The organism is Enterococcus sp. LJL99 (assembly GCF_054871725.1).
Window position 1 is genome coordinate 289,480 of the sequence record NZ_JBTXLT010000001.1, and the last position, 25,687, is coordinate 315,166.

At 34.2% G+C, this 25,687-nt stretch carries 39 protein-coding genes and 1 other annotated feature; of the genes, 7 read left to right on the forward strand and 32 right to left on the reverse strand.

The genetic code is table 11. The features are described 5' to 3' along the window. Positions 1-3 precede the first annotated feature (3 nt). From ACYSNW_RS01360 to ACYSNW_RS01460, 21 genes are all read right to left on the reverse strand, one after another. Positions 4-1,218, reverse strand: a complete 1,215-nt coding sequence (locus ACYSNW_RS01360) for a phage major capsid protein (protein WP_461742525.1) — start codon at positions 1,216-1,218, stop codon at positions 4-6. A 41-nt stretch (positions 1,219-1,259) separates the two neighbouring features. Next, positions 1,260-1,853 (reverse strand): HK97 family phage prohead protease, encoded by a 594-nt coding sequence (locus tag ACYSNW_RS01365; RefSeq protein ID WP_461742526.1) that lies wholly within the window; start codon positions 1,851-1,853, stop codon positions 1,260-1,262. Beyond that, a complete protein-coding gene (locus ACYSNW_RS01370; protein ID WP_461742528.1) occupies positions 1,854-3,008 on the reverse strand; it encodes a phage portal protein in 1,155 nt (384 codons plus the stop codon). It abuts the gene before it with no gap. Between the two features lie 2 nt (positions 3,009-3,010). Next, complete coding sequence (locus ACYSNW_RS01375; RefSeq protein ID WP_461742530.1) at positions 3,011-3,193, reverse strand: hypothetical protein; 183 nt, start codon at positions 3,191-3,193, stop codon at positions 3,011-3,013. Positions 3,194-3,211: 18 nt separating this feature from the next. Further along, complete coding sequence (locus tag ACYSNW_RS01380) at positions 3,212-4,924, reverse strand: terminase large subunit (RefSeq protein WP_461742532.1); 1,713 nt, start codon at positions 4,922-4,924, stop codon at positions 3,212-3,214. Continuing rightward, on the reverse strand, positions 4,921-5,394 hold the full coding sequence (locus ACYSNW_RS01385; RefSeq protein WP_461742533.1) for a phage terminase small subunit P27 family: 474 nt from the start codon (positions 5,392-5,394) through the stop codon (positions 4,921-4,923). Before ACYSNW_RS01385 ends, ACYSNW_RS01380 begins: the two co-directional genes overlap by 4 nt. A gap of 240 nt (positions 5,395-5,634) precedes the next feature. Continuing rightward, complete coding sequence (locus ACYSNW_RS01390; protein WP_461742535.1) at positions 5,635-5,916, reverse strand: HNH endonuclease; 282 nt, start codon at positions 5,914-5,916, stop codon at positions 5,635-5,637. Between the two features lie 118 nt (positions 5,917-6,034). Then, a complete protein-coding gene (locus tag ACYSNW_RS01395) occupies positions 6,035-6,469 on the reverse strand; it encodes a hypothetical protein (protein ID WP_461742537.1) in 435 nt (144 codons plus the stop codon). 15 nt (positions 6,470-6,484) lie between these two features. Then, positions 6,485-7,030: a hypothetical protein gene (locus ACYSNW_RS01400; protein WP_461742539.1), complete on the reverse strand. Its 546-nt coding sequence runs from the start codon at positions 7,028-7,030 to the stop codon at positions 6,485-6,487. Positions 7,031-7,159: 129 nt separating this feature from the next. Next, positions 7,160-7,555: a hypothetical protein gene (locus ACYSNW_RS01405; protein ID WP_461742541.1), complete on the reverse strand. Its 396-nt coding sequence runs from the start codon at positions 7,553-7,555 to the stop codon at positions 7,160-7,162. 153 nt (positions 7,556-7,708) lie between these two features. Then, a complete protein-coding gene (locus ACYSNW_RS01410) occupies positions 7,709-7,906 on the reverse strand; it encodes a hypothetical protein (RefSeq protein ID WP_461742543.1) in 198 nt (65 codons plus the stop codon). 12 nt (positions 7,907-7,918) lie between these two features. Beyond that, positions 7,919-8,719: an ATP-binding protein gene (locus tag ACYSNW_RS01415; protein ID WP_461742545.1), complete on the reverse strand. Its 801-nt coding sequence runs from the start codon at positions 8,717-8,719 to the stop codon at positions 7,919-7,921. Then, positions 8,719-9,426 (reverse strand): helix-turn-helix domain-containing protein, encoded by a 708-nt coding sequence (locus ACYSNW_RS01420; protein ID WP_461742547.1) that lies wholly within the window; start codon positions 9,424-9,426, stop codon positions 8,719-8,721. The genes ACYSNW_RS01415 and ACYSNW_RS01420 overlap by 1 nt, the downstream gene beginning before the upstream one ends. 4 nt (positions 9,427-9,430) lie before the next feature. Next, on the reverse strand, positions 9,431-9,889 hold the full coding sequence (locus ACYSNW_RS01425) for a hypothetical protein (RefSeq protein WP_461742549.1): 459 nt from the start codon (positions 9,887-9,889) through the stop codon (positions 9,431-9,433). Position 9,890: 1 nt separating this feature from the next. Continuing rightward, the gene (locus ACYSNW_RS01430; protein WP_461742551.1) at positions 9,891-10,103 is read right to left on the reverse strand and encodes a hypothetical protein; all 213 of its coding nucleotides are present in this window, start codon (positions 10,101-10,103) and stop codon (positions 9,891-9,893) included. Next, on the reverse strand, positions 10,096-10,356 hold the full coding sequence (locus ACYSNW_RS01435) for a hypothetical protein (RefSeq protein WP_461742553.1): 261 nt from the start codon (positions 10,354-10,356) through the stop codon (positions 10,096-10,098). The genes ACYSNW_RS01430 and ACYSNW_RS01435 overlap by 8 nt, the downstream gene beginning before the upstream one ends. 127 nt (positions 10,357-10,483) lie before the next feature. Next, positions 10,484-10,810, reverse strand: coding sequence for a hypothetical protein (locus ACYSNW_RS01440; RefSeq protein WP_461742555.1), 327 nt, complete (start codon positions 10,808-10,810; stop codon positions 10,484-10,486). After that, positions 10,807-10,974, reverse strand: coding sequence for a hypothetical protein (locus ACYSNW_RS01445; protein WP_461742557.1), 168 nt, complete (start codon positions 10,972-10,974; stop codon positions 10,807-10,809). The genes ACYSNW_RS01440 and ACYSNW_RS01445 overlap by 4 nt, the downstream gene beginning before the upstream one ends. A 14-nt stretch (positions 10,975-10,988) precedes the next feature. Then, positions 10,989-11,273: a hypothetical protein gene (locus ACYSNW_RS01450; protein WP_461742559.1), complete on the reverse strand. Its 285-nt coding sequence runs from the start codon at positions 11,271-11,273 to the stop codon at positions 10,989-10,991. A gap of 22 nt (positions 11,274-11,295) precedes the next feature. Further along, entirely contained in the window at positions 11,296-12,087 is a 792-nt protein-coding gene (locus ACYSNW_RS01455) for a Rha family transcriptional regulator (RefSeq protein ID WP_461742561.1), read from the reverse strand. An 11-nt stretch (positions 12,088-12,098) separates the two neighbouring features. Continuing rightward, the gene (locus ACYSNW_RS01460; RefSeq protein WP_461742563.1) at positions 12,099-12,290 is read right to left on the reverse strand and encodes a helix-turn-helix domain-containing protein; all 192 of its coding nucleotides are present in this window, start codon (positions 12,288-12,290) and stop codon (positions 12,099-12,101) included. A 288-nt stretch (positions 12,291-12,578) separates the two neighbouring features. On the opposite strand from ACYSNW_RS01460, the gene ACYSNW_RS01465 reads away from it, so the two are divergent. From ACYSNW_RS01465 to ACYSNW_RS01475, 3 genes are read left to right on the forward strand one after another with little or no spacing between them, the layout of a single operon-like run. Then, positions 12,579-12,929 carry a helix-turn-helix domain-containing protein gene (locus tag ACYSNW_RS01465; RefSeq protein ID WP_461742565.1) on the forward strand — a complete coding sequence of 117 codons (351 nt, stop codon included), beginning with the start codon at positions 12,579-12,581 and terminating at the stop codon, positions 12,927-12,929. A gap of 8 nt (positions 12,930-12,937) precedes the next feature. After that, the gene (locus tag ACYSNW_RS01470) at positions 12,938-13,348 is read left to right on the forward strand and encodes an ImmA/IrrE family metallo-endopeptidase (protein ID WP_461742567.1); all 411 of its coding nucleotides are present in this window, start codon (positions 12,938-12,940) and stop codon (positions 13,346-13,348) included. Between the two features lie 48 nt (positions 13,349-13,396). Further along, positions 13,397-14,542 (forward strand): tyrosine-type recombinase/integrase, encoded by a 1,146-nt coding sequence (locus ACYSNW_RS01475; RefSeq protein WP_461742568.1) that lies wholly within the window; start codon positions 13,397-13,399, stop codon positions 14,540-14,542. Between the two features lie 91 nt (positions 14,543-14,633). On the opposite strand, the gene rplL is transcribed toward ACYSNW_RS01475, so the two are convergent. The 4 genes from rplL to rplK form a co-directional block, all read right to left on the reverse strand. Beyond that, a complete protein-coding gene (rplL, locus tag ACYSNW_RS01480) occupies positions 14,634-15,002 on the reverse strand; it encodes a 50S ribosomal protein L7/L12 (protein ID WP_461742569.1) in 369 nt (122 codons plus the stop codon). 69 nt (positions 15,003-15,071) lie between these two features. Beyond that, positions 15,072-15,572: a 50S ribosomal protein L10 gene (gene rplJ / locus ACYSNW_RS01485; RefSeq protein WP_461742570.1), complete on the reverse strand. Its 501-nt coding sequence runs from the start codon at positions 15,570-15,572 to the stop codon at positions 15,072-15,074. 88 nt (positions 15,573-15,660) lie between these two features. After that, positions 15,661-15,788, reverse strand: a sequence feature (ribosomal protein L10 leader region). Positions 15,789-15,875: 87 nt separating this feature from the next. Then, on the reverse strand, positions 15,876-16,565 hold the full coding sequence (gene rplA / locus ACYSNW_RS01490) for a 50S ribosomal protein L1 (RefSeq protein WP_461742571.1): 690 nt from the start codon (positions 16,563-16,565) through the stop codon (positions 15,876-15,878). A gap of 116 nt (positions 16,566-16,681) precedes the next feature. Continuing rightward, entirely contained in the window at positions 16,682-17,104 is a 423-nt protein-coding gene (rplK, locus tag ACYSNW_RS01495; RefSeq protein ID WP_461742572.1) for a 50S ribosomal protein L11, read from the reverse strand. A 289-nt stretch (positions 17,105-17,393) separates the two neighbouring features. Here rplK and sdaAB point away from each other — a divergent pair, with 289 nt between their 5' ends. After that, positions 17,394-18,062, forward strand: a complete 669-nt coding sequence (gene sdaAB / locus ACYSNW_RS01500) for an L-serine ammonia-lyase, iron-sulfur-dependent subunit beta (RefSeq protein ID WP_461742573.1) — start codon at positions 17,394-17,396, stop codon at positions 18,060-18,062. 22 nt (positions 18,063-18,084) lie between these two features. Beyond that, positions 18,085-18,960 (forward strand): L-serine ammonia-lyase, iron-sulfur-dependent, subunit alpha, encoded by an 876-nt coding sequence (gene sdaAA / locus ACYSNW_RS01505; RefSeq protein ID WP_461742574.1) that lies wholly within the window; start codon positions 18,085-18,087, stop codon positions 18,958-18,960. A gap of 126 nt (positions 18,961-19,086) precedes the next feature. On the opposite strand, the gene ACYSNW_RS01510 is transcribed toward sdaAA, so the two are convergent. The 4 genes from ACYSNW_RS01510 to rpmG all read right to left on the reverse strand — a co-directional run bounded on the left by ACYSNW_RS01510 (position 19,087) and on the right by rpmG (position 21,293). Next, on the reverse strand, positions 19,087-19,962 hold the full coding sequence (locus ACYSNW_RS01510; RefSeq protein ID WP_461742575.1) for an alpha/beta hydrolase: 876 nt from the start codon (positions 19,960-19,962) through the stop codon (positions 19,087-19,089). Positions 19,963-20,140: 178 nt separating this feature from the next. Then, on the reverse strand, positions 20,141-20,683 hold the full coding sequence (gene nusG / locus ACYSNW_RS01515) for a transcription termination/antitermination protein NusG (RefSeq protein WP_461742576.1): 543 nt from the start codon (positions 20,681-20,683) through the stop codon (positions 20,141-20,143). Positions 20,684-20,952: 269 nt separating this feature from the next. After that, positions 20,953-21,123: a preprotein translocase subunit SecE gene (gene secE / locus ACYSNW_RS01520; protein WP_461742577.1), complete on the reverse strand. Its 171-nt coding sequence runs from the start codon at positions 21,121-21,123 to the stop codon at positions 20,953-20,955. A 17-nt stretch (positions 21,124-21,140) separates the two neighbouring features. Continuing rightward, positions 21,141-21,293 (reverse strand): 50S ribosomal protein L33, encoded by a 153-nt coding sequence (rpmG, locus tag ACYSNW_RS01525; RefSeq protein ID WP_461742578.1) that lies wholly within the window; start codon positions 21,291-21,293, stop codon positions 21,141-21,143. A 203-nt stretch (positions 21,294-21,496) separates the two neighbouring features. Between rpmG and cbpA the strand changes: the two genes are divergently transcribed. Beyond that, positions 21,497-22,141: a cyclic di-AMP binding protein CbpA gene (cbpA, locus tag ACYSNW_RS01530; protein WP_461742579.1), complete on the forward strand. Its 645-nt coding sequence runs from the start codon at positions 21,497-21,499 to the stop codon at positions 22,139-22,141. A 112-nt stretch (positions 22,142-22,253) separates the two neighbouring features. On the opposite strand, the gene murB is transcribed toward cbpA, so the two are convergent. From murB to ACYSNW_RS01545, 3 genes are all read right to left on the reverse strand, one after another. Continuing rightward, on the reverse strand, positions 22,254-23,156 hold the full coding sequence (gene murB, locus ACYSNW_RS01535; protein WP_461742580.1) for a UDP-N-acetylmuramate dehydrogenase: 903 nt from the start codon (positions 23,154-23,156) through the stop codon (positions 22,254-22,256). Positions 23,157-23,227: 71 nt separating this feature from the next. Further along, positions 23,228-24,142 (reverse strand): Gfo/Idh/MocA family protein, encoded by a 915-nt coding sequence (locus ACYSNW_RS01540; RefSeq protein ID WP_461742581.1) that lies wholly within the window; start codon positions 24,140-24,142, stop codon positions 23,228-23,230. Positions 24,143-24,210: 68 nt separating this feature from the next. Then, the gene (locus ACYSNW_RS01545; RefSeq protein ID WP_461742583.1) at positions 24,211-24,750 is read right to left on the reverse strand and encodes a DUF924 family protein; all 540 of its coding nucleotides are present in this window, start codon (positions 24,748-24,750) and stop codon (positions 24,211-24,213) included. Between the two features lie 165 nt (positions 24,751-24,915). Between ACYSNW_RS01545 and ACYSNW_RS01550 the strand changes: the two genes are divergently transcribed. Beyond that, on the forward strand, positions 24,916-25,674 hold the full coding sequence (locus tag ACYSNW_RS01550; RefSeq protein ID WP_461742585.1) for an exodeoxyribonuclease III: 759 nt from the start codon (positions 24,916-24,918) through the stop codon (positions 25,672-25,674). Positions 25,675-25,687: the final 13 nt, after the last annotated feature.

Consider the following 25,687-nt stretch of genomic DNA (forward strand, 5'->3'; position numbering starts at 1 on the left):
CGATTACCCTGCTGCTGGAGCAGTGACCAACACATTGTATCCAGCTTCTTTATCAATTTCTTTATAATCAGAACGGATACCTACCGCAAGACCTTTGCTGTAACGGTCAAATTTTTCCCATTCCGCCGTAATGTCTTTTCGTTTGGCCATAAAGACTGATTCTGCCAAGTCACCCATAAAGATATAGCCAACAGATTTAGCAGGTGTTTTTGCCACTTTATTGGATACCACAATGACTTCTTTACCAAACAATACCTTTCCGCTATCTACTGCAATTGAATCTTGCAATAAGTAACGACCTTGCGAGTCTTTCAAGGTATCCAAGTATTGGTAAGCATCTTGATTCACCACAACTTTGATATCTAGTTCAGGATCTAATTCAACATTGACAATACTTTTCAGACCGTCAACATCCGTTACCGTTTTATTTCCAAACCCAGCAAGGACATCCAATACACCTTTGTTGTTTGTGTTTCGAACCATACGTTGCATTTGTTTTTCTGCATACGCCACTACATCGATTTCAGAATCTTCAAGTAATTCATTTGAAAAGGCAATTTGACCAATACGAGTCGCACATTTGTATTCAACATCAATGAATAATGGATCATTGATTTCTGCAATTTCTGCCAATTCTTCTTTTGTTGCCAAAATTGCACTGGCACGTTTAGCAACTGGGAATTTCCCTTGTCCAGTTCCTACTGCCTCAACAGTGACATATTTCGTTAAATCAACTAAATTATCTTTTAACTCTAATACGTTTGTTGACACGTCCACTGGTACTAGTACTGAACCACTAACCGTGTCTAATGAGCGTCTTTCTGTTCCTTCTGAACGAATAAATGCTTCAAAATCTTTTACCTTGTTTTCTCCTTGATGTAATTCTTTCATTGATCGCTCTTCTCCTTTTTCTTTTTTTAGTTTTTCTTCGGGATCGTCAACTTCTTCAATCACTGCAGCCGCTGCTTCTTGTTCCTGTTCAATTGCTTCTTCGACATCAGCCACTTCTTCAGGTTTATCTTCTGGCTTTGGTTCATCCGTTTTTACTTCCACATCATTTGTTGATTCTGTCAACTCGTTAAGTTCCTTCGATAGTTCTTCCGATTGCGACTCCGCTTTTTTCTTGGCTTTGATTTCATCAAGCAAGCCTTTCGCTTTTTCTAAATCGCCGTTTTCCAATGCTTCTTCAGCTTGTTTCTTTAACTCTTCGATGGTCACTTTGTCTCCTCCTTTATTTTTTTTAACGAACAAAAAAAGAACTAACTATTCAGCAGTTCCAATTCCAACGTTAATTTTTCTTTTTGATACTCTTTTTTTGCTTCTTCAAGATCACGCTTAATTTGTGCGGACGTTGAACCATAAGCTGGGTTTGCTACGATAGAGATTTCAGATAACCGACTAATTTTATTGACAACACGCAAATAGTTTCCATCAGCTAAACGCAATGTTTGTCTTGCATTCTTGTCTTTTTCATTAATCGTAAACCCGAACGAACATTCTGAAATATCCCCACGATTCACGGATTCATAAAGATCGTTTGCATAACTCGTATTAGGAATTTCAACCGAAAACTTTAACCCTATAGAGTCAATAATCAATTTTAGTGTTTTTGATAAGGTACGTCCTAAAATTTTACTAAAATCATGATCCACTAATATTTTCACATCGGATAAATCAACACCATTTAATGCGCCAGGTGCGATTTCTTCGTAGTAGTTCCCTAACTTTTTGCTTCGTTGCCCAAACTTCAAAGCGTATCCCTCGATGATGCGTTTTTCCCCTTGTTTCGTTGAAAGTAGATTGGCTTTTTTATCCCCTTCGTTACCTTGTATATTTTTTGTCGCATCAACCATTTACTCACCTCCTTTTAGTTCGTTAATATCTTTACTGGCACTATTTTTGAAAATAATATCGCCTATTTCAGCTGGTAAAGCATCAACACCATAAAAATCTCTAACTTCGTTAATCATTAATACGCCCTCGCCTTGCTTGTCTTGAATCAACTTACTAAGCAAGGTTTGTTTTGCTTGTCCTGTTAATGTTGAAAACTCAATAGATAAATCCGTATCTAATTTATCGTCACATTCTTGTTTCATCATGGTTTTATATGTGTTCAATGTAGAGGCGATATAAATATCATTTGCATCTGTATCTTTACTGTTTACTAATTCTTGACCAAATCGACTTAATGGAATCCCAAATGTTTTGGCTATCTGTTGTGTAGAGTATTTATTGTTTTGAATCATATCTAACACTTTTGTATCAACCTCTAATTGTTTAAATTCTTCTCCTTCGCCTAGAACCATAACCGAACCGCTATTAGAAGAACCGCTATTCGCTTCTTCAAACGATTCACGAATTGTTTTCTTGCTTTCATTGTTTAAGTTACCTTTAGCTAATTTTAAAATGCCGCTTGTTGAAATTCCTTTTTTAAAACTATTAACGAGTAATGATACACCATTCTTTTGCATAGCAATTTCAGGTTTCAACGCACTAATTGGACTTACGCCTAATTTACCATCGGTAGAAAATGCCTTTAAGTGAATAATATCTTTTTCAGAATATTCTCCAGAAAATTTACTATCTAAAATTTTATACCCTAATTCTTTTTCGTCTTCCGATTCTAAAACGGTCACTTTACTTGATTTAATATTTCGTAACCCTGTAATACCTTTCTCTTTATCTCGTTCAATCAATGCAAAGCCTTGACCAGTCAACAACGTATTTGCGATTAGTGTAAATAAAAAGGTATACGAAGTTGTGCTACTGTTTGCTTTTTTTGTAAACAAGTCTTCAACTAATGCATCGTTACTTGTTGTGTAGTCTGCAGTGGCGATATCTCCAGCAATAATTCGAATCGCTGTAAAAATATCCGATTGTAATAAAGCTGTTTCAGCACCAATATCGATAATTGCGCCGTTATCATTCAAAGCAATCAAATCGATAATAGAACCAATCGCTTTATCTGCACTTCGTTGATAGTGCGATTCTTTGATAAAAAAACCCATGTTTATTTTCCTCCTTTGTTCGTTTCTATACTCTGTAACTCGATTTGAAGCATAATCGCAATTCCGACCAATAAGCCACCAGAAACAATACAACCAACTACTCTATTAACTAAAAATCCAGCGACAACAAAAAAAGATAATCCTATAAAAAATAGAAGTATCTTCATACCATTTAAAAATCTCATATTTTTCTCTTTCCTTTCCTAATAACCGAAACCATACTCGCCATTTGCGATTAATTCGTTAATGTCTTCTTCGTCTAAATCGTGATACATTGCCTCGTTATAGGCATCAATCAATGCCATTAATGGGTCAATTTTATTGCGATTCATTGTTTTGTCAATCTGCACTAAATCATTGTCCTCAATCGTAATAGCATGGTAAATCGCTCGATTTAACAACGGATTATTGGCATGCATGATCTTATCGTTCAACGTGTCATACTTAAATTGACGGATTGGAGCAGTTAACACAAATTTCGTTTGTCGTACTTGAATCAATGGCAGCACACCATCTAATTTTTGAACAACTACATTCGCATACGCTGGATCATACGCAACTGCTTGAACATCTAATTTATTTTCATTCACAAAATGAATCAACCAATCAACCATAGTATCATAATCAATCAATCCACTTTCTAGCTCACTTATTGAACAATAACCTTGTCGTTCTAATTCTCTATAAAGCGTATTATCTTCTCTTTCTTTTAACTCAATTCCGCCTTTTGTCGCAACGAATGAAAAGGAATCTACAAAAAACTTGTTGTATTCTTCAAATGGAATCACCCAAGAAATAGAAGTCAAGTCACCACTTCTGGAAACATCAATACCAATATAAATTTTTCGCCCTTTGATTGTTGGCTTTTCTTTTGTGAATGCTGTTTGCCAATCATCCACAGTAAAATAGCTTTCTTTCGTTGCTTGGACCCAAATATTAAAGTGTTTGGTTAAAATATTTGAAACAGTTCCTTTGGCCAGACCTTCTTTGTATAATTTTTTGATCCTGGCAATCATTTTTTCGGTTTGAATACCACCGATTTCTAGTAAAGGATTTGATTTTATCCATTGCGATTCGTCTTCAACTTCTTTTACATTGTCTTGTTCCCAACATAAGGCTAAATACTCTTCGTCTTCAATATCTTGGTTCAAGATTTTTTCAATATAAGGATATTCCACACTATACATTGGATAAGTTAATTTCGATGATGCGGTACTTATAATAAGAATCAAGGGTTCATCTTGTAAACTCATGGACGTTTCGATAACATCCATCATTTCAGTTGTTCGACTAAGAGCGTATTCATCAAAGACACCTAATAATGTATCTAATCCATCTAAAGTATCCGCATCACTCGACAAAGGACTGACAAAACTATCGTCTGTCGTTTTTATTTCCGACTGCAAAATCTTAGTGAAATGCTTAATGCTTTTCGAATTTCCTCTAATCGCTTTGAGCTGCTTTTTAATCATGTTAAAAACAATTTTCGCTTGATCTCGTTTATTCGCCGTTGTATAGATTTGTCGTGATTCTTTTGGACTTCTTGAATAAAGCAACATGTACAAGGCAATCCCAGCACTTAACAACGATTTCCCATTTTTCCGTGCTAAAGAAATATACACTTTTTGAAACCGTCTAAATCCTGTCTTTTTACTCACCCAACCAAAAATTAAACAAATTACAAACTTTTGAAACAATGCTAATCCATTGACTTTCCCACTTTTTGGATCAGGTAAAGCACCAATAAATTTAATAGGCAATTCCGTTTTCTTTAAATCAAAAGTATAGGGATAATCTTCTGATTGGCTTTTAACCAAGTCTTGCTTGTGTCGGTCAATGGCTTGTTGAATCTTTTTGCCAACTTTAATTTTGCCTGTTTCGACAGCCTCAATGTATTCTGAAACATAATCTTTCATTGCTTATCAACTTCATTCATCATATCGCCGAAGGGATCGTCTACTTCTTTTTCAGAAGTCGGATTTTTAATGCGCATTCTGCTATCAATCGTTAACCCTAATTGGCTGGCTACAGATTTCAATTCTTTATTTGCGCCATTTAATACATCAATGACTTGGTTCTTTTTACCGTCATAAGTGAGAGGTTCATGATTCAATTGTTCCCTTGCACGTTCTGAAATAGAAACATACACACAATAATTCGTAACAATTGCACGGTCTAGCTCACTGATTGGTAAATTCTGCGTATCAACAATTTTCGCAAGTCGTTTCCATTCTTTTTTTGCCAAATCATCTAATTTTAACGGTAATTTCTTAAAGTTTAACGGCGGGAAAGTATAAAGAATTTCTTCTTCTTCTTTTTTCTTCTCCAGTTCTTCTTTCGTGTAATTCTTATTCGTGACAGCAGTTAGCTTCTTTTTTCGCCCCATTTCGCCCCTCCTTTATTTTCGTATTCATTACCTTGTATATTTTTTGTCGTATCTCAAACTTCATAAAGGGAATTTTTATCACAGAAAAGAGTACTCCGATTATTCAGCAAATTTAAACACAGCCCCTTTCCTTTGACCCCTTGTTCATTTTTAAAACTCTTTTCGATTAATTATTCATCAATGGTGTTAAACAGCTTAAAACGAATATTAGAGTGGTTTAAGGTGAATAAAAAAAGAGAACTAATTTGTCCTCTTATTTTGGCTATAATAATGTTTTTCTTTGTTGTGACATTTACGGTTGATTGCTTCTAGATTATCAACGTCTAGTCTTCGTTCCCAACCGTTAGGACTTCTTAATTCTTCTTTGTGATGGACAAGATTCGCTTCATGGACATATCCTTTTAACAAACAAGGTTGGCAAATATAATTGTCTCTTGATAAGACGAACGCTCTTGTCCTTCTCCATTCTGCTGAAGCATAGAACTTGGCTATCTCTTCATTGGTATGTCCGTTAGCAGTCACGTTTCTATTTGTCCTTACTTGCTTGTTGTAATCCTTATCTGCTTGCTTACTATGTTTGTCACAATACCTTCGACTGAAATCTACTAGCTCTCTGCAACCACCATACTCACACCTACGCTTAGCTACAATGTTCACGCTCCTTCTTATTCTTTCTAGTCCAGGTCAATGACCGTTGTTGCTTTTTAATCACACAACATTGACTTTCTCTAGTTGTATTTACTGCTCTACCATTCTTGGTGTATTTGATATAAATACCGTAACGACATAAGGTTTGGTGATTCCCATTATCAAATGCTAGGAATGGTCTATAACAAACTTCACATACTTTCCAACGATAAGGCTTGAGTAAAAAGTGAACGTCTACTTGATTCTTAGATTCAAAGTCATTGATGATCTCGACAAAGAAAGACTGCTTGTTGAATCGTTTAAAATCTTCTCGTAGACTATGAACAGTCAAATAGGTATCTTGACCAAAGATTGACAGCAAGAAAAGAGAAAGGCTATTGGCCACTTCTCTTTTTTCTTCTCTACTAAGTTCTTGAAATTTTCGCATAGACATTCACTCCTACTACTTATCGTCAAATTTTAATTCTGCTAATAATAAACTATGATCTCCATAAAATACATTGTTCCTTAAATCTTGCCTATAAAACTCGTCATTGCTTGCAGTTTTACGTTTCCCTGTTTCTGGTACTTCTTTTATGTTGTACGGTTTAACAGTGATATTATTCGTGTACGTTCGTTCGTCTTGAATCAAACCTAGATAAGAAGCTGCCAAGTCATCACCTAACATTGACAATAATTCTAGCAAGCCATCTAATGGACCCAAACTAAATGGATTCACATGCTTTATTTGAACCAATAAACATTTAGTTTTAAAAGAATTCGTTTTATAGTTTTCAAAAGGTTTACACTTTACTTTATGGCCATTCATGATAGCTTCTATATTTTCAAACAATTCATAGTCTAATTCTAAATATTCCGTATAATTCAAATGCATGATTGTTAATACTTGCATAACATTAAGTTCTAAGGCATATCTTAGAAAAATCAGATAGCGCATTTGACCAGTTATTATTTCTGCAGTTAATGCATAATCTAAATCATAATACAAAATATTGAACTCTTCTTTGTCCTTTAATCGTTCGTAAGAACATAATAAAGCTTCGATTATCTCCCTAGTGTATAAATCAAAAATAATGTGGTCAGCTCCTTTCTATGGTATAAATTGCTAAAGCTTATTTTAACTATTTGATACTTGGTATAATTCATTCTCAATCATTTCAAACAAATCAATATTTTCATTGCTAACCATTCCATAAAAGGAATTCATAATACCATCTTCTTTATTATCGGATTTTAGTAAGTTAAATAATTCTGCCTCAAAAAAGCGAATATCCCTTAACGACGAAGCAAGTAAATTGATAATTTCATCTAGCGACTTTTCTTTTCTCAACTTCTGAATTTCTAGCTCTAACAATTTTTGTTGTATATTGTCATATACAGATAAAATTTTGACTGTTTCTTTTTCGCTTGGACCAAATCGTTTTTCTAGGTTTTTGTATCTTTCACTGTTCTTATATACCCGACATTCTTGCTTTACAATTGCTTTTAAAAATTTAGGATTAATTTTTGTCATTTTGATTCCTCCAGTTTGATAATTTTTTCAAGTTCTTCAGCTATTTCTTTTTGTCTGTCATCTGCAAAACTGTTGCATTTAGGGCATGGTCTAATTAAAACTGTTCCAGCACTCTCAACTTGAATGACTTTCGTTCCGTTGCATCGACTACATTCATCCATGAATTTCACCTTTGGATAAACAATCGGAAAAATTTGCAATCGTTCCAACAGCAATTAATAGTTCTTGATGGACCACAATTTCTTCATCTTCCGAAATTTTTTTACCTTTCTTCGTTTTTTCTAAAATAGTAGTCAATTCTTTGTTAATGTATTGTAATCTTTCCCATGCGCTTAAGTTTTGTAATTTCATTCTACTTCCTCCTTAAAAAACTATTTTTTCTCGCTTATCTTTCGTTGCTTTCGTAAATGTAATGATATGACCCTCAACACCTTTAAAAATTCGACTTATTATTTTAGGGTTGTAAATCTCTCTTAATTCATCACTATTTAAATTAGTCGTTATTATGGTGCGCTCTCGTGCGTTTAACACGCCGAAAAGAACTTGTTGGATAAATTCACTTGCTTCTCGGTTATCACGCTTAAAACTCGATTCACTGCCCAAATCATCTAACACTAATACATCAACCTTAGTCAGCAGATGAACCATATTTGTTTCTGTATATTTACTTTCTGGATTATTAAAACTATCTTTTATCAGCCTTATTAAGTCATTGACTGATATAAACAAACAGCTTCCGTACGGTTTAAAATTTTCGTTGATTCCTTTTAACATGGACATAGCTAGATGAGATTTCCCAACTCCTGGAACACCCGAAAAAATAGTATTGAACTTTTTTTCTCGATCCAAATATTGTCCAGCGAATTTTCTTGCAGATGCTAAGGCAATTTCGGTTTCTTTATTGTCTGTTTGATAATTTTTAAACGTAGCATTCCACAAATTAGGATCTCCTACTAGTGAATCGAGCTTTAAAGTATCGATTGTTTTTCTTCGATGATTCCATTCAAACATTTCATTCACTCGTTTTTGTTCTTGTTGGTCCAATTCTTCTTTTTTGCACAATTGACAAAATGGAGCAAACTCTTTTATTTGTACTTTTGATATATTATGCTTCTCACAATATTCGCTTGTTTCCTTCAGTTCATTCAATAAAGAGAATTCCATTAAAATTCAACTCCTGAATTTGATGCTATTTTATTTTGAGTATTACTTGTTGTCCCAAACTCATATTCATCTTTCCATCTTCGGTTATTGAACCATGTTGAGCCATGAGCTATATACTGTTTGTTCGTACGTTTAAAATTGATTTCTTTTGTATAGTTCTCTATGCCTTCTCTAATCTCATCGTCATTAGCACCCTCTTTGATAGCTTTCTGATAAAACTTGAACGCTTTCTCTTTTCCTTTTTTATTTGGATAAAGTTTCCAAAGGATATTAAAACGCTCTGTCAATTCTTTGATTGACGGTTTTTGCTCTTTAATGTTTTTATTCTCTGTATTATTAATTATATTATTAAATAATGTATTATTATCTGGACCCTTTTCTTGCCTAGGGGGTGGTAACTTTTCTTGCCTAGGTTCGGTAACTATTGTTATCCACCTAGTATCGATTTCTTGCCCACCCTCTTTATACGAAACACTTCTCTTAATATAGCCATTATTTTCTAAAGACTTTAGCCATTTTTTTACTGATGTTTTGCTAACACTATATAGGTTGGCGAAGTAATCATTACTTGCCCAACAGTATCCTTTCTCATTGCAAAGCGCTGTTATTTCTCCATACAAAAGTTTTGCACTTGGTATCAAATTTTTGTCGTATCTTACCTCTGCAGGTATGATCGCATAATATGATTTATTAATTCGTTTATCCATCAGCTTACACCTCTATTCCAGCACCTAATAATCGAATTCTTTTTACTAACTCAACTCTTTTACTCAAACGTTCAGAAAGTCCGATATCATTGTATTTTTCGATAAAAGATTGAAAAAATTCAATCGATAGTGATAGTAGCATCGGCAAAAGTTCATTTGTCTTATTTACCTTTATACAGCCCGTATTTGAGTCGAATTGTTCAGTATCGTTAATCACTATAATCCTATCTCTTAAAAACTCAAATGTTTCAGCTGCCAACATCTGTATCATTTCTAAAGAGTATAAAACATTTTTATTCTCTGTTATTTTATCTTGCTCAATCAGAAAGGGAATGACAGCATTTGATACAATGGTTTTATATTCTGGTTCGACTAAAATAGCAAACCTTATAAAATAAGTTTCGTCATTGTTAATGATAAAAAGATTCTTGTTGCTATATTTATAGTGAACTTCATATTTCATTTTATTGACCTCGATTCTTCATTTGTTCAAGCTCAAAATCTTCCATATTTTTCGAATGCTTTTCTGTTAAACATTGGATCGCTGCAATCAATCCATTCAATTCGTCTATCTCATCTCTCGAAAAAGACATTCGATAAGAAAATCCGCTTAGTGCAGACATTGAACCACTTATATTCTGAGATTCAACAATCAATTCATCCAATTTTTTACTCATTGCTTTCACTCTCCATTTCGTCAATATCTGGACAGATGTCATTTGAAATTTTTTCAATAGAAATCTTCATTTCTGTTAGTTGATCACTCAAAACACTTAAAAGTCCATTTCCAACTTGATGATGTATTGGAAAATAATCTCCCTTAACTCTCGAATACTCCATGTTATCGAGTAGCATAGTAGTTAAATCTATTTGATTCGCCATGATTGTTAATTCTGTTGCTTTCTCTAATAAAATTTGTTTATCATCCATTTGATTTCCTCATTTCCAATTTTTAAATTCTATGATAGAATGAGGATACAAAAGTTGTGTGTCTTTCCTTGTCCGCCAAGACTATGAGGAAAGGCTTTTTTTGTATCCTTATTCATAGTGATTGCTCCTAATCTTCTAACTCAATGCCTAAAAGTTCGGCTAAACACATAATTTCCATATAAAACAGTTCTTGTATTTCTTCAATCGTGATTGGCTCTTCACTATCAAGTCTGTTAAATGTCGCTGCTGATAGTTCATGCAAATTTATAACTGTACTTTTCACCGTAGGCTCTTTTACACCATGAATTTCTTCCTGTAAACTTTGAATGCGTGATTGGATTTCACCTAGTTTTTCTGAATGCTCTTTATCCGGATTAGTTGGAATTGATACCATCGCTTCACTTGTAAGTTTTGTAATCCAATACTTGTTTTCTTCTAATTGTTTTTGATTCATTTTGCTTTCCTCCAATTTTTAAATTGTACTTCGTCATACGTCATAAATAGCAATACAAGAACACCTACAGTAATACAAAGTTTTGTGTCTGCTTGTACCTTCCCGAACAACAATCCTCCTAAAAAGGCTAAAACCATGCTTCTTAGTATCTTAAAATTTCTCATTCTTAAACTCCTTTCTATATCTCAAAAGTATTCTTTAAAAATCTTTGTAATTCTTCACGATCAACCCTTATATCTTGCTTGCTCCAGTGTTGGAATTTTAATCCTTTAGCTTCCCAGTCATTCAATTTATCATTACCAATTCCAAGAATTGACCTTATTTCACTTTTGTTCGGATATGGTCCTAATTCCATTGATTTATTAACTAATTTCAATCGCTTCTCTACCTCTGAAATAACTGTTGAAACTAATTGATTAACTAGCTCTGTATGAATGACTTCATCTGGTATTGTTAGTTGCATCTGTCGTTCCCTCCTATCTCAATCATTCGATATCTTCATACACAACATGATAATTTTGGTTTTTCCCAGTTATTACGGACGGATAATTATTGTCTTTAATCCAACTTTCTACTCTATTAATTACAGACTCAGCATATTTTGTTACTGAACCGCTCCATCCGTTTTTTGTTTCAGGTAAAATCTCGAATTCATCTTCTGACATTGGGATATATTCTTGAATAATTTGACTAACTGCTGTCCCATGTGGTTTTCTCTTCTTCGATAGAACCCCTAACCGTTTTGCAATTTGATCGCTATCATACAATTTACTTTTAAGTATTGGCATTTCTAATAATTTTTCACCAATTAAAGATTCTATTGCTTTATCTTGTAAAAGTGCTTTATTTACTTCAGTTGTTGCATCGTTAGCTAATTCAGCTAATAATTTTGCTTGACGACTGTTTGCGTTCTTCAATCTTGCTTCAGCATTCATTCGCTTCGTTTCTGAATCGATAGATACGTGTTGTTTACCTGATTTGATGTGTTCTTCCATTTGGTTGAATCGTTCAATATAAGCTACCGCAAATTGAGTACCTTTAACACCAGTCATTCGAGTTGAGTATAATTCGCATCCTTTTTTGGTGAAATCAAAACATGGACGTACCTCACCTTTTGAATCTGTATAACTAGATTCAATGAAATAATCAACAAGCGCAATTTTGCTCTCGTCTAATTGACTCATGACTTTTCTAGTATCTCTCAAAACTTCTTTATGTCCTCGTCCTACCATTTTTGCTACTTCTCTACTATTGATTGTTTGTTGTAATTGTTTCATTCCTTCTCCTCCTATCTGATTCTATAATCAGCGATAATTCTTAAAATGACTTGATTACCTTTTACAGTTTCCAATTTCCCACTAAGGTAACTTGCTAAATCTTGCTTCTTAATTCCATAAGCAACAGATAAATCGGTAATTGAAATATTGTTGTCTTCCATGTATTCATTTACCTTTTCTCTTCCTACTGCAATACTCGGCATAGTCTTTCACTCCTTTTTTTTAATTTGTAAGTTAATTAGAAAGAAAATCTTTAAAAGTGTTGACATATTTTAAAGATAATAGTAGACTAATGGCATAGTTAAATAAGCCTATTAACCGATAATAATTTTTAAAACCTCCGCCAAGATGTTTAATTATTAAGGTGTTTTTAGTTTGCTTTTACTGACTAACTAACTTACAACAACAGTATATTAAAGATTTCTTTATTTGTCAACAAATAATTATAGATATCTTTAAACACGTGTGTTGTATTAATAAGGAATGGTAATATGTCAACGTTTGAAATAGTAAAAAAACTTGCAGATGCTCAGAAAATATCTATTGTAGAGTTGGAAGAGAAACTTGATTTTAGTAAAAATTCTCTTTACTCTTGGAAAAAAAATAAGCCTTCTGCTGAAAAACTTGAAAAAGTTGCCGATTATTTTAACGTCTCTACGGACTACTTGCTAGGACGTACTGACAACCGTTATTTCGGTTTATCTGAAGAACAAAGAGATAGAACTGTGGATGAAGCTTTAAACTCTGTAATGAGTTATGATGGTGAGCCTGTGACTGAACATGATAGAGAAATCCTTAAAGGTATTATTGAAGGTTATCTCAACAATAAGGCAAAAGAGTAGGTGGTTTCTTGGATAAAAGAATACAACAAATAATAGATTCTCTTGGAGTTAATGTTGTCTATAACTCCGAATTAGAAAAGACAGCCTACTATATCCCATCAATTGATACAATATTAGTAAATTCTAGTAAACCTACTAAGGAGCAACAAAAATCTTTACTCCATGAACTAGGACATGTATGTAAACAGAAAAATGATTATGTTTTGTACAATCAAACATTCGCCTTACATTCTAAAATGGAAAACGAAGCTGAAGAGTATATGATTCAAAAAATGATTGAAGTTCGTTTTACAGATCCTGATTTTGAACTATCAACATTTAATGTTTGCAATTTTTTAGACAGTTATGAAATTGATTATAGTTATGAAAACGTAGTTAAAAGCTTTATGACTAATTATTTATCAGCTATAACAATATAATTTTTTTAAACAAAAATAGAACATACGTTCGGCAAGGGGTCTTTTTTTATGGCAATGATAAAGCAATATCAAAAAAAGAATGGTGATAAAGCCTGGTATTTTAAAACTTATCTTGGGCTTGACCCACTAACAGGAAAGAAAAAATACACGACCAAGAGAGGATTTAAAACACAGAAAGAAGCTAAAATTGCGCTTGCTCGATTGGAATTACTTTCAAAAGAAGATAAGTTAGTTGCTGATAAAAGTTTTACATTTGATCAAATTAAAGATATGTGGATGGAACAATATAAACCAACAGTTAGAGAAAGTACATTCTTACGAGTTGAATTTCTTTTTAGAAGAAATATTGGTCTATCTTTTGGAAATCGAAAGATAGAAAGCTATTCCATTGCCTACTGTCAAGAAGTTGCTAATAAATGGAAAAAGGAACTTGCCTCATACAAAGCTTTAAAATCCTATACTTCTGCAGTTTTTGATTACGCCAAAAAAATGAGAGTAATCGACAATAATCCTATGAAAGAGGTTGTTTTTTCTAAAGGTGACTCTAAACAAAAAAAGAAAAAAATTAAGTATTTTGAAAAAGATGAACTAAAAGACTTTCTCTCCTGTTGCGAAAAAGACGAGTTTCCTTTAACTTATCCACTATTCAGATTACTAGCATTTACAGGAATGAGAAAAGGCGAAGCATTAGCATTGCTATGGGAGGATATAGACTTCTTTAATAAAGCAATAAATATAAATAAGACTGTTGTACGTGGTCCAAATAACAAATTGAGAACTTCACCGCCTAAGACAGTCACATCGGAACGAGAAATTTCTATTGATGAAGCTACACTTTCAATTCTAAAAAATTGGCAATCTAAACAAAAACAATATTTGCTGAAATATGGACAAAATTATAATCAAGGAAAACAAATTATCTTTTCATCTTTAAATAATAATTACTTAGATATAACAAGACCGAATAAAGTTCTGACTAGAATTTGTAAAGAAAACAATTTTAATGATATCACTATACACGGTTTTAGACATACACATTGTAGTTTACTATTTGAAGCTGGTCTATCAATTAAAGAAGTACAAGTTAGATTAGGTCATTCTGACATTCATACAACTATGAACATCTATACTCATGTGACTGAAAAACAAAAAGAACGGTCTGCTGAAAAGTTCGCTCAATACGTCAACTTTTAAAAAAAGTATGGTCAAAAGTATGGTCAAAAAAACAAAAAAAGACCAAAACCCTTTTATATCAAGGGTTTCAGCCTTCTAAAATTCAAAAGAATTATTTTAATGTTACAGAAGCGCCAACTTCTTCTAAAGCAGCTTTTAATGCTTCAGCTTCTTCTTTAGATACGCCTTCTTTAACTGGTGCAGGAGCGCCATCAACTACTGCTTTAGCTTCTTTCAAGCCAAGACCAGTTGCTTCACGAACTGCTTTGATAACTTTAACTTTTTGATCTCCAGCTGCAGTTAATTCTACAGTGAATTCAGTTTGTTCTTCAGCGCCACCAGCTGCAGGTCCAGCTGCTGCTGCTACAGGAGCTGCTGCAGATACGTCAAATTTTTCTTCAATAGCTTTAACTAATTCGCTTAATTCTAAGATAGTTGCTGTTTCTAATTCAGCAATAATGTTTTCAATGTTCAATGCCATTTTTTGTTTCCTCCATTTAAAATAATTTAGTTTTTTATATTATATTGATAAGTAAAGATTAAACTGCAATTAAGCAACTTCTTCTTCTTTTTCTGCCACTGCTTTGATAGCGTAAGCCACGTTGCGGACTGGTGCTTGTAGCACAGATAGCAACATAGACAATAGACCATCGCGGCTTGGAAGTTTTGCCAAAGCTGTAATTTCTGCAACTGAAGATACTTTACCTTCAATCACACCACCTTTGATTTCCAATGCTTTTGCATTAGCTGCAAATTCATCGATGATTTTAGCAGGTGCTACTACGTCTTCATTACTGAAAGCGACTGCTGTAGGGCCTGTAAATACTTCATCCAAACCTTCTAAACCAGCTTTTTTAGCGGCACGAGTAAGGACAGAGTTTTTGATAACTTTCATTTCAACATTTGCATCACGCAATTGTTTACGTAAATTAGTCACTTCTTCTACAGTTAAACCACGGTAATCTACAATAACGACAGATGCCGCTGCTTCGAATTTCGCTGCTGCTTCATCAACTAGGGTTTCTTTTTTAGCGATTGCTGCTTCACTCATTTATTTTCACCTCCTGTAAGTATTAGATGGAGGAGTTCTCTGTTACGATAAAACAAAGTCCGTTTTTTGACTAGTTTTACAAATAATCATTCATAACAAAAAAGCTCCATGCCACCGTTGACATAGAGGGACGTAATTGTATGTATCAACAATTGTCCTCGGTAGGAAATTAAGACTTACGTCACCTACTGTCTTCGGTACAGTTAATTATTAACCTCAACTACCTTACCATAAGAAAGGTAGTTGAGTCAATGATTTTTTTAATTCGGCTTTACTTTTTTCTGTCATTGCTGAACTTTCTAATTAGAAAGAAGCTTGATCAACGTGTACCCCAGGACCAAATGTTGTTGTCACTGAAATATTTTTGATGTATTGACCTTTTGCAGCTGATGGTTTAGCTTTCAATAATACATCATTTATTGTGTTGAAGTTTTCAAGTAATTTTTGATCATCAAATGATACTTTACCGATTGGTACGTGGATATTCCCAGCTTTATCAACACGGTAAGTTACTTTACCTGCTTTTACTTCGTTAACTGCTTTAGTAACATCCATTGTTACTGTACCAGTTTTAGGGTTAGGCATTAAACCTTTAGGTCCTAATACACGTCCTAATTTACCAACTTCAGCCATCATGTCTGGTGTTGCAACAACAACATCAAAACCGAACCAGCCTTGTTGAATTTTATTTACCATATCAGCATCGCCTACGTAATCAGCACCAGCTGCTTCTGCTTCTTTAGCTTTATCACCTTTAGCAAAAACTAAAACAGATTGTGTTTTACCTGTACCATTTGGTAATACTACAGCACCACGGATTTGTTGGTCTGCTTTTTTAGGGTCTACGTTTAAACGGTAAGCAACTTCTACAGTTGCATCGAATTTCGCAATATTTGTTTCTTTAGCCAAAGCGATTGCTTCTGCTACTGGGTAAACTTTAGTTGTATCTACTTTTTTTAATGCATCTTGCATTTTTTTGCTCTTTTTAGCCATGTTGTTTCCTCCTTGATTGTGGTTATAACGGTAGAACCTCCCACGTAATTCATATCTTTCAATACGAAATAAACTGAGAAGCTACTTCTTAGGGATCTTGTACGGATAAAATAAAATTATTCGACAGTGATACCCATGCTTCGTGCAGTTCCTTCAACCATGCGCATTGCTGACTCAACGTTAGCGGCGTTTAGGTCTGCCATTTTAAGTTCAGCGATTTCTTTTACTTGATCGCTGGTTACTTTAGCTACTTTAGTTTTATTAGGCTCACCAGAACCTTTTTCGATTTTAGCTGCTTTTTTCAATAATACTGCAGCTGGTGGTGTTTTTGTAATGAATGTAAATGAACGATCTTCATATACAGAGATTACTACTGGAATAATCAAACCTGCTTGATCAGCTGTACGAGCATTGAATTCTTTTGTGAATCCCATGATGTTGATACCTGCTTGACCTAAAGCTGGACCTACTGGCGGAGCTGGTGTTGCTTTACCTGCAGGAATTTGCAATTTAACTAATTTTTCTACTTTTTTTGCCACGAGACATACCTCCTTGAGTCCGTGATGTGGTTAATTGGAGATGAAGATTTCTCCTCCCACTCGATCCTTTGACTCCTCAAAGAAACGTTGTGTGCAAACGCACACTGGAACATTATACCTCGCTTGTTAAATAATTTCAATGCTTAACGACTATTTTTAGCACAAAACTCATAAATCTGATTAAAGGTCACTAAAATTTTTCTTTTAAAATGAACTGTTTCTAGTTTCTTTCATCTATATATGTTAGACTTTCGTTAGCTTTTTAAACAATGTAAAGTAGGTGAATTCTATGGGAAATTTAAAGTATAACAGTGTTTTTGATATTATTGGTCCTGTCATGATTGGACCCAGCAGTTCTCATACTGCCGGCGCAGCTCGAATCGGGAAAATCGTTCGAAGTATTTTTGGCGAAACACCAGATACCGTGGATATTTATTTATATGAATCTTTTGCTAAAACTTATCGCGGACATGGGACAGATATTGCACTTGTCGGTGGATTATTGAATATGGAACCTGATGATGAACGTCTAGCTGATTCGTTAAAAATTGCGCATGAAGAAGGCGTTGAAGTCGCTTTTGTTCCGCTTCAAGAAAAAGCTGAACATCCTAATTCAGTTAAACTCTTAGTTTCAAAAGGAAATCGAAAATTATCTGTAACTGGAATTTCGATTGGCGGTGGAAATATTCAAATTTCTGAATTAAATGGATTCAAAATCTCACTCACGATGGGCACGCCTACCTTTATTATTGTCCATCAAGATTTACCTGGCATGATTGCTAGTGTGACTAATTTACTATCCGAAGCCGAGATTAATATCGGTACTATGACCGTTACTAGAGAGTCTAAAGGAGAAAAAGCAATCATGATTATTGAAGTCGATCAAGCTGAAATGGGTGATACAGTCATGAAATTGGTTGAGATTCCTCATATTTATAGTGTTAATTACTTTGATTAATTTTTACAAAGGAGCCTAAACTATGTTTTTTACAATAGAAGAACTTGTTGATCAAGCAGCTGCTTACCCTTCTGTAGCTGAAATGATGATTTCCGTCGAAATGGAAAATAATGGTTATAGCCGTGATCGTATTCTTGAAACAATGGAACGAAATTTAGCGGTTATGAAGCAATCAATCGAAGAAGGTGTTACAGGAGTCACATCGGTAACCGGGATTACTGGCGGTGATGCTGCTCGTTTAAATAGTTACCTATCAAATGGACAGTTTTTAAGTGGCGAAACTATTTTAACCGCTGTCAGAAATGCCGTTGCTGTGAATGAAGTCAATGCTAAAATGGGGCTAATTTGTGCCACACCAACAGCAGGCAGTGCAGGCGTAGTTCCTGGAGTTTTAATGGCTGCTATCGAGCGACTTGATTTAACGCATGAACAACAAATCGATTTTCTTTTTACTGCGGGTGCTTTTGGGCTTGTCATTGCAAATAACTCGTCAATCAGCGGTGCAGAAGGTGGCTGTCAAGCTGAAGTCGGTTCTGCTAGCGCTATGGCTAGTGCTGCATTAGTTTGTGCTGCTGGTGGTTCTGCCGAGCAAGCTGCCCAAGCTGTAGCCATTACGTTAAAAAATATGATGGGACTAATTTGTGATCCTGTTGCTGGTTTAGTAGAAGTGCCTTGTGTAAAGCGTAATGCGTTAGGGTCTTCGCAAGCCTTTATTTCAGCGGATATGGCATTAGCAGGGATTCGGAGCGTTATCCCACCAGATGAAGTCGTAGCTGCTATGTATCAAGTTGGGCGACAAATGCCACAAATCTTTAAAGAAACGGCAGAAGGTGGCTTAGCCGTTACACCAACTGCTAAAAAATTGGCACAAGAAATCCTAAATACTAAAAATGAATAAAGCTCAAACTAGATTTGCAAAGCCCTATTGAAAAGAATGATTTACTCTTTTTCAATAGGGCTTTACTTATTTAATACCTATCCTAAATCAGTCAAATTAGGGCATGTCTGAAAACATCTTTTATGCCTATTTCCATAAAAAGTCAGCAACTAATTGATCGACTTCAAGATTTTCATGTAGTTGACTATGTTGTGCATTTTTACCATAAAATATTTCTTCCTCCACCTTGTTCCCATTACTGCGCAGTAAAGAAACTACACTCATCGCATCAGCCACTGGAACGACTCCATCACTGACACTTTCATCTTCGATATCACCAGCAATGATTAATACAGATATCTCTTTAGAAACTACGTTAATTCCATTAAAAAAATCTGTATAGCGTTCACTTTGTATCGTTGGACCCTCACTAATCACTGAATCAACCGTCTCTCCTTCTGTTAATTCGACAAAATTATTAAATGGAGAGCCAATGGCCACAAATTTTTCGATAACTGGTAAATTTTGATCTGCTCCATAGGTGATTAAATACCGTAAAGAACTTACGCCTCCCATAGAATGTGTCACTAAATTAACTTTTGTTACTTGCTCATTTTCTTTCAAATAAGCCAAACAATTTTTAATCCACTCCGCTTGGTTCCATTCATGACTTTTATTATCAGAAAAAATAACCTGAATCATAGGATTCGTTTCTGTTTGAGTTAATTGACCATCTGCAGAGACTTCTCCTGTATCACTGACTGTTAAAACAAGTTCTTTTTTTGCACTATCTTGAGATTCAAAACGACGAATCATCCCTCCAAGAGAGTGCTTTGTTCCGCCGTATCCATGAATAAATAATGTAGGAGTTGTTGTTTTTTCGCTCTCGATTAAATTTGAAGAACTAATAGTCGTATGTTTGTTAGAATTTTCGCTTTTATTTTGTTTTTTGCTAGAGCAGGCCGCTAAACTAGCTATCAATGATAGAACAACTAGCCCCAAAAAAATGTAATTATTTTTCATTCGAATTCTCCTTTACAAAAAAATCCACAAAAAATTGCCTAGACAATTTTTTGTGGATTTTTGCTTAAGCGCGAGTTTTAAGATAAAAATCCGCAATAGATTATTTCAGCGATATACAATTTTTTATAGTGTATTTTTAGTTTGACTATAAAAACTTAGCTTCTGAATTTCTAACAGTTTAAATCGTATCTACTTGTTCAAAGTCTAACTCTGTACTTGTTTCACGACCGAACATATCGATATTTACTTTTAATTTTTGTCTTTCTTCATCTACTTCCGTCACTTCTCCTTCAAGTCCAGAGAAAGCACCTTCGATGATTCTAACGGTATCCCCTAAGCCAACTTCTAGATCAGATTGTCGTGTACTCATTCCGATAGAACGTAGAATATGATTAATTTCTTCTTGTAATAATGGAGCTGGTTTGCTTCCTGCTCCGTGAGAACCTACAAATCCAGTAACGCCTGGTGTATTACGAACAACATACCATGAATCATCTGTCATTGTCATTTCTACCAAAACATATCCAGGGAATGTTTTGTGAACTGTTTCTTTTGTTTTACCATTTTTTACTTCTGTTTCAGTTTCTTCTGGAACAACTACACGGAAAATAAAATCGCCCATGCCCATGCTTTGCGCACGAGATTCGATGTTTGCTTTTACTTTGTTTTCATAACCAGAGTAAGTGTGAAGAACGTACCAATTTTTTTCAAATGATTCCATTTTAATTGTGCTCCTTTGATTTTTATAATTATACTTTTGCAAAAAAGTTGGAACAAAAGAAATTAGTCAAGTATTCAATCCATTTTTATTCATACATCTCATAAAAGAGTATCATATGAACTTTATGCAACGATTTCCTTTGAACAATCTTTTGTCACAAGCTCTTCTTGTGTCGAATTTCAAATAAGAAAATAAAAAAACCCCAGTTCCCCGAAGTTTTTCTCTCGTTACCTATTATAGCACTGCTTTTCGTAAAATACTAGTTTGAATTATTTAAGAATCCAACCAAATACAGTTTGAATTGCTGTGTCCATCACAAAGAATAATACTGCAAAAAGAATAGATGTTTCGATAACAACTAGAGTATCTTTACGCAATTGCTTCTTAGATGGCCACGTCACTTGTTTCATTTCAGCTACTACACTGCGTAAAAACTTCATGCGTATCCCTCCAAAATCTATTTTGTTTCTTTATGTAAGGTGTATTGTTGACAGTATTTACAGAATTTTTTAATCTCTAAACGTTCGCCACGTTTACCTTCACTGACAGCTTTAGAATAGTTACGAGAGCCGCAAACTGAACAAGCAAGTGCAGATTTTTTGGTTGCCATTGTCAGACCTCCTCTATTCATATTTTTACTAGATAACATTATCATTCTTTTAGGTTGCTGTCAATGGGAAACGAGAGTGATTTTCTTATTTAACCACAGTAAACGCCAGTCTTAGCTCCTTAATAAACGATTCGGCTAGGGTTTCTATTCAAATTATGTTATCATTACCTTGTCATAATAATTTAATCTACAGGAGGTCACTTATGTTATTAAAATCTGTTGTTATTAAGAAAAAAAATCTTACTACAGTTAGCGAATCTTGTACTTTAGAAGAAGCTTTAAACATACTAGAAGATTCTGGGTATCGTTGTGTTCCTATTTTGGACGAATCTGAAAGTATTTTCCGCGGAAATATTTATAAAATGCATATTTATCGACATAAAGCAAATGGTGGGGATATGAATCTTCCTGTTACCTATTTACTAAAAAATGCCACAAAATTTATTTTCATTAATACTTCTTTTTTCAAAGTATTTTTCACAATTAAAGAGCTTCCTTATATTGCTGTACTAGATGAAAATAATTATTTTTATGGAATTTTAACTCACAGTGCTTTACTTAATATGCTCGCTCAATCTTGGAATATTGAACGTGGCAGTTATGTTTTAACGATTGCCACCATGGGTAAAAAAGGCGATTTAGCTGCAATAACTAAAGTAATCGCTAAACATAGTAGCATTGCCAGCTGTATTACGCTGGATATTGGTGAAGATGAATTTATTCGTCGAACATTGATTACCTTGCCGGCTGAAACAACTGAAGAAGTCTGTGCATTGATTGTTGAAAACTTAGAAAGAAAGAACTTAAAAGTAGTTGAAATCGAAGACTTAAAAAGTAAAACTGAATAAAGTAAACTAGCTTAATTTGACTATAAAAAAAGAACCGTCTATTCACGATTTTTTGTGAATAGACGGTTCTTTTACTTACTATGAGCGTGTATCATTTCCCCCGATTATTCAGTTAGTTGATTTCTCCAATAATACGGACTTCAGTTTCTAAAGTAACATCAAATTTTTCGTTGATTACTTGCTGAATATGAGCAATTAGTTCAACATAATCTGTTGCAGTTGCTTGATCAATATTTACAATAAAGCCAGCATGTTTCTCTGAAATTTGAGCGCCGCCCCACTTCAATCCTTGTAAGCCAGCATCTTGAATCAATTTACCTGTAAAATGACCTTCTGGACGTTTAAAAACACTTCCACAAGAAGGATATTCCAATGGTTGCTTTGATTCTCTTAAATAGGTTAATTCATCCATACGACCTTTAATTTCTTCATAGTTTCCCGATTTTAGCTGGAACGTTGCTTGCAAAACGACGCAGTGTTTATCTTGAAGCGTACTGTGACGATATGAAAAATCCATTTCTTCATTTGTTAATGTATTTACTGTTCCGTCTTCAAATAAGACATCTACAGAATAACAAACATCTTTAATTTCGCCACCATAAGCGCCAGCATTCATATAAATCGCGCCACCAACACTACCAGGAATCCCACAAGCAAATTCAAATCCGGTCAAAGAATGCTCCAATGCTTTATAAGTTGTATCAATCAATTTAGCGCCCGCTTCAACGATGATAGTTTCGTCGGTTACAGTAATATGATTCATTTTTTCAAGCATAATCACCATACCGCGAATACCACCGTCACGAACAATTAAGTTACTAGCATTCCCAAGTACCAACCAAGGCATTGAGGATTCTTTACAATAAGCGATAAGCTGCGCAATTTCTTCTTTGGATTTAGGAAATGCAAGGATATCTGCGGGTCCACCAGTTTTAGTAAAAGTAAAATTCTTCAAAGGTTCATCAAACAATAAGGTTATAGTTTCTAGTTTTTTAAGTGGTTCATTTTTATTCATCGAAAGTCGTTCCTTTCTTCTAAACATCCTATTATTCTAGCATGTCAGTTAGAAAGTTGCCAGTCTGATTTTTATAAAATATGCTGCTGATGATTATGAAGCATTTTCGCACATAATTCATGACTCAAAAAGATGTTCTCTTGCTTGAGTTTACTTGAATCATTTGTTTGAATCGCTTGAATAAAGTTTTCTACCATTTGCTTAAAGCCTCTTTTTTCGAGAGTTGTTGCCCAATCGCCAAAAATTTCTTTTTGGTTTTTGCCTGCAGATTTAATCGTTAATTCAGTTAATTCTTCTAACAAACAGGTGCCATCCTCACTAATCACTTGGAACGTTTCTGTATTTGCTCCAGCAAATAGATTCATCGAAGCAATTGCAGTCGTCGTTGGGGTTTCCACGTGTAATAATGCACGTTGTAATTCGCCATTTTCTTCAATAATCTTTGTTTGGATACTCTTGATTGAATCATCTAATAAATAAACCATCGTATCAACTACATGTAAAAAAAGATCATAAATAACAAATTCCGGACTATGATTCGCTGCAACACGATTTTTTTGAATAAACAACATATTTTTATTTTCAACAGTTTTTAATTGTTGGACAAGTGGCGCAAAACGACGATTAAAGCCCACCATTAAAAGCAACTGTTTTTCCTCTGCAATTTTCTGAATCTCAGCCACTTCATTCAAATTTTCGCTCAACGGTTTATCAACAAAAACATGAATTCCTGCTTCTAATAACTGCTTTACAACTTGACCATGAACTTTTGTCGCTACATGAACAAAGCAAGCCACTACTTTTGCTTGAATAAGAGCTTCCACTGTTTCTACTGTTTCTGTAAATCCGTATTTTTCACTTACATCACGAAGCGTTTTCTGATTTCTAGTAGCCAAAACAAATGTCGCTTGATCTCTTAATTCTGCATAGACAGGTAAATAAGCTTTTTGAGCAATATTTCCCAAACCAATTACACCGATTTTCATAATTTACCTCAATTCTCATTAGATGTTTTTGAAAACTATTTTATAGTTAAAATTGTTCCATGTTATTTTTAAAAGGATGAGTTAGGTTCTTTTAAAAACGCAATTTCTTCTTTAGTTGATGTTCTATTTAAGATTTCATTCCGATGTGGATAACGCCCAAAACGAGCAATGATTTCTTGATGTCTTTTTTCATACTCTAGATAGTTTTCTAAACCATTTTCAGAAAAATATTGTAATGCTTTTTCATGAATCACTAAAGACTCTGAATGCATTAATGGCATATAAAGAAAGGCTCGTTGATTCACAGTTAGCTTGTTTACTTGATTCGTAGCGATTGCTTCTTGTGTCAAAATTAAGGCCATTCCATCAGATGTAAATGAGCGAGGGTCATTTCGGTAAATATTTCTTGAAAACTGATCCAAAACGATAATTTCTGCTAATCGACCGACAATTGTTTCACGCCATCCAACTGTTTCACACTTTGTTGCTTTTGTATGAATCTCTAAAAAACGCTCCTTTATCTCTTGATCAAATTCAAGATTTTTTTGAAACCATTGACTAGGCTCACATTCTTCAAACCAAAAATTTATTACCTCTTGCGCTTTCAAACAAATTCCTCCCTCTACTTTCTTTTTTCATTTTAATTGTAGCATACTACCGAAAAAGAACGAATGATTTCACCTATCTACAATAATCTCAAACTGGTAAAAGAACTTACTTTTCGTTAAAATAGAAGTAATCAATCAAAAGAGAATTGAAAAGGAGTTTTTCACATGAAATGTATTTCTTGGAATGTTAATGGCTTACGAGCGGTTGTAAAAAAGAACTTTATGGACGTTTTTAATGAGTTAGATGCAGATTTTTTTTGCTTACAAGAAACCAAATTACAAGCAGGACAAATTGAATTAGATCTGCCTGGTTATCATCAATATTGGAATTATGCAGAAAAAAAAGGCTATTCTGGCACAGCGATTTTTGCTAAACAAGAAGCTCTATCCGTTCGCTATGGGATGGGAATTGATGAGTTTGATACAGAGGGTCGTTTGATTACTTTAGAATATCACGACTATTTTATGATTACTTGTTATACACCCAATTCTCAAAATGAATTAAAACGCTTGGATTATCGAATGGCTTGGGAAGATGCCTTTAGAAGCTATTTAAAACAATTAGAACAAGAAAAACCAGTTATCCTATGTGGCGATTTAAATGTGGCTCACGAAAATATTGATTTAAAAAATTGGAAGACTAATCAAAAGAATGCGGGTTTTACACCAGAAGAACGGGAAAAATTTACTGAATTATTAGCTAGTGGATTTATTGATACGTATCGCTATTTTTATCCTGATAAAGAAGGCGTCTATTCTTGGTGGAGTTATCGTTTTAATGCTCGTAAAAATAATGCAGGATGGCGGATTGATTATTTTGTGGTTTCTGATGCTTTAAAAAATCACTTAACAGCCGCAACCATTCACACTGATATTATCGGTAGTGATCATTGTCCAGTTGAACTAGACATGAAATTCCATTAATTTTTTTAGTAAA

Excerpts from the sequence above, each read along its gene's own strand:
- ACYSNW_RS01365 (WP_461742526.1), bottom strand. The coding sequence starts at position 1,853 with ATGGTTGATGCGACAAAAAATATACAAGGTAACGAAGGGGATAAAAAA.
- ACYSNW_RS01370 (WP_461742528.1), bottom strand. The coding sequence starts at position 3,008 with ATGGGTTTTTTTATCAAAGAATCGCACTATCAACGAAGTGCAGATAAA.
- ACYSNW_RS01375 (WP_461742530.1), bottom strand. The coding sequence starts at position 3,193 with ATGAGATTTTTAAATGGTATGAAGATACTTCTATTTTTTATAGGATTA.
- ACYSNW_RS01380 (WP_461742532.1), bottom strand. The coding sequence starts at position 4,924 with ATGAAAGATTATGTTTCAGAATACATTGAGGCTGTCGAAACAGGCAAA.
- ACYSNW_RS01385 (WP_461742533.1), bottom strand. The coding sequence starts at position 5,394 with ATGGGGCGAAAAAAGAAGCTAACTGCTGTCACGAATAAGAATTACACG.
- ACYSNW_RS01395 (WP_461742537.1), bottom strand. The coding sequence starts at position 6,469 with ATGCGAAAATTTCAAGAACTTAGTAGAGAAGAAAAAAGAGAAGTGGCC.
- ACYSNW_RS01405 (WP_461742541.1), bottom strand. The coding sequence starts at position 7,555 with ATGACAAAAATTAATCCTAAATTTTTAAAAGCAATTGTAAAGCAAGAA.
- ACYSNW_RS01410 (WP_461742543.1), bottom strand. The coding sequence starts at position 7,906 with ATGAAATTACAAAACTTAAGCGCATGGGAAAGATTACAATACATTAAC.
- ACYSNW_RS01415 (WP_461742545.1), bottom strand. The coding sequence starts at position 8,719 with ATGGAATTCTCTTTATTGAATGAACTGAAGGAAACAAGCGAATATTGT.
- ACYSNW_RS01420 (WP_461742547.1), bottom strand. The coding sequence starts at position 9,426 with ATGGATAAACGAATTAATAAATCATATTATGCGATCATACCTGCAGAG.
- ACYSNW_RS01425 (WP_461742549.1), bottom strand. The coding sequence starts at position 9,889 with ATGAAATATGAAGTTCACTATAAATATAGCAACAAGAATCTTTTTATC.
- ACYSNW_RS01430 (WP_461742551.1), bottom strand. The coding sequence starts at position 10,103 with ATGAGTAAAAAATTGGATGAATTGATTGTTGAATCTCAGAATATAAGT.
- ACYSNW_RS01435 (WP_461742553.1), bottom strand. The coding sequence starts at position 10,356 with ATGGATGATAAACAAATTTTATTAGAGAAAGCAACAGAATTAACAATC.
- ACYSNW_RS01440 (WP_461742555.1), bottom strand. The coding sequence starts at position 10,810 with ATGAATCAAAAACAATTAGAAGAAAACAAGTATTGGATTACAAAACTT.
- ACYSNW_RS01445 (WP_461742557.1), bottom strand. The coding sequence starts at position 10,974 with ATGAGAAATTTTAAGATACTAAGAAGCATGGTTTTAGCCTTTTTAGGA.
- ACYSNW_RS01450 (WP_461742559.1), bottom strand. The coding sequence starts at position 11,273 with ATGCAACTAACAATACCAGATGAAGTCATTCATACAGAGCTAGTTAAT.
- ACYSNW_RS01455 (WP_461742561.1), bottom strand. The coding sequence starts at position 12,087 with ATGAAACAATTACAACAAACAATCAATAGTAGAGAAGTAGCAAAAATG.
- ACYSNW_RS01460 (WP_461742563.1), bottom strand. The coding sequence starts at position 12,290 with ATGCCGAGTATTGCAGTAGGAAGAGAAAAGGTAAATGAATACATGGAA.
- ACYSNW_RS01465 (WP_461742565.1), top strand. The coding sequence starts at position 12,579 with ATGTCAACGTTTGAAATAGTAAAAAAACTTGCAGATGCTCAGAAAATA.
- ACYSNW_RS01475 (WP_461742568.1), top strand. The coding sequence starts at position 13,397 with ATGGCAATGATAAAGCAATATCAAAAAAAGAATGGTGATAAAGCCTGG.
- rplL (WP_461742569.1), bottom strand. The coding sequence starts at position 15,002 with ATGGCATTGAACATTGAAAACATTATTGCTGAATTAGAAACAGCAACT.
- rplJ (WP_461742570.1), bottom strand. The coding sequence starts at position 15,572 with ATGAGTGAAGCAGCAATCGCTAAAAAAGAAACCCTAGTTGATGAAGCA.
- rplA (WP_461742571.1), bottom strand. The coding sequence starts at position 16,565 with ATGGCTAAAAAGAGCAAAAAAATGCAAGATGCATTAAAAAAAGTAGAT.
- sdaAB (WP_461742573.1), top strand. The coding sequence starts at position 17,394 with ATGGGAAATTTAAAGTATAACAGTGTTTTTGATATTATTGGTCCTGTC.
- sdaAA (WP_461742574.1), top strand. The coding sequence starts at position 18,085 with ATGTTTTTTACAATAGAAGAACTTGTTGATCAAGCAGCTGCTTACCCT.
- ACYSNW_RS01510 (WP_461742575.1), bottom strand. The coding sequence starts at position 19,962 with ATGAAAAATAATTACATTTTTTTGGGGCTAGTTGTTCTATCATTGATA.
- nusG (WP_461742576.1), bottom strand. The coding sequence starts at position 20,683 with ATGGAATCATTTGAAAAAAATTGGTACGTTCTTCACACTTACTCTGGT.
- secE (WP_461742577.1), bottom strand. The coding sequence starts at position 21,123 with ATGAAGTTTTTACGCAGTGTAGTAGCTGAAATGAAACAAGTGACGTGG.
- rpmG (WP_461742578.1), bottom strand. The coding sequence starts at position 21,293 with ATGGCAACCAAAAAATCTGCACTTGCTTGTTCAGTTTGCGGCTCTCGT.
- cbpA (WP_461742579.1), top strand. The coding sequence starts at position 21,497 with ATGTTATTAAAATCTGTTGTTATTAAGAAAAAAAATCTTACTACAGTT.
- murB (WP_461742580.1), bottom strand. The coding sequence starts at position 23,156 with ATGAATAAAAATGAACCACTTAAAAAACTAGAAACTATAACCTTATTG.
- ACYSNW_RS01540 (WP_461742581.1), bottom strand. The coding sequence starts at position 24,142 with ATGAAAATCGGTGTAATTGGTTTGGGAAATATTGCTCAAAAAGCTTAT.
- ACYSNW_RS01550 (WP_461742585.1), top strand. The coding sequence starts at position 24,916 with ATGAAATGTATTTCTTGGAATGTTAATGGCTTACGAGCGGTTGTAAAA.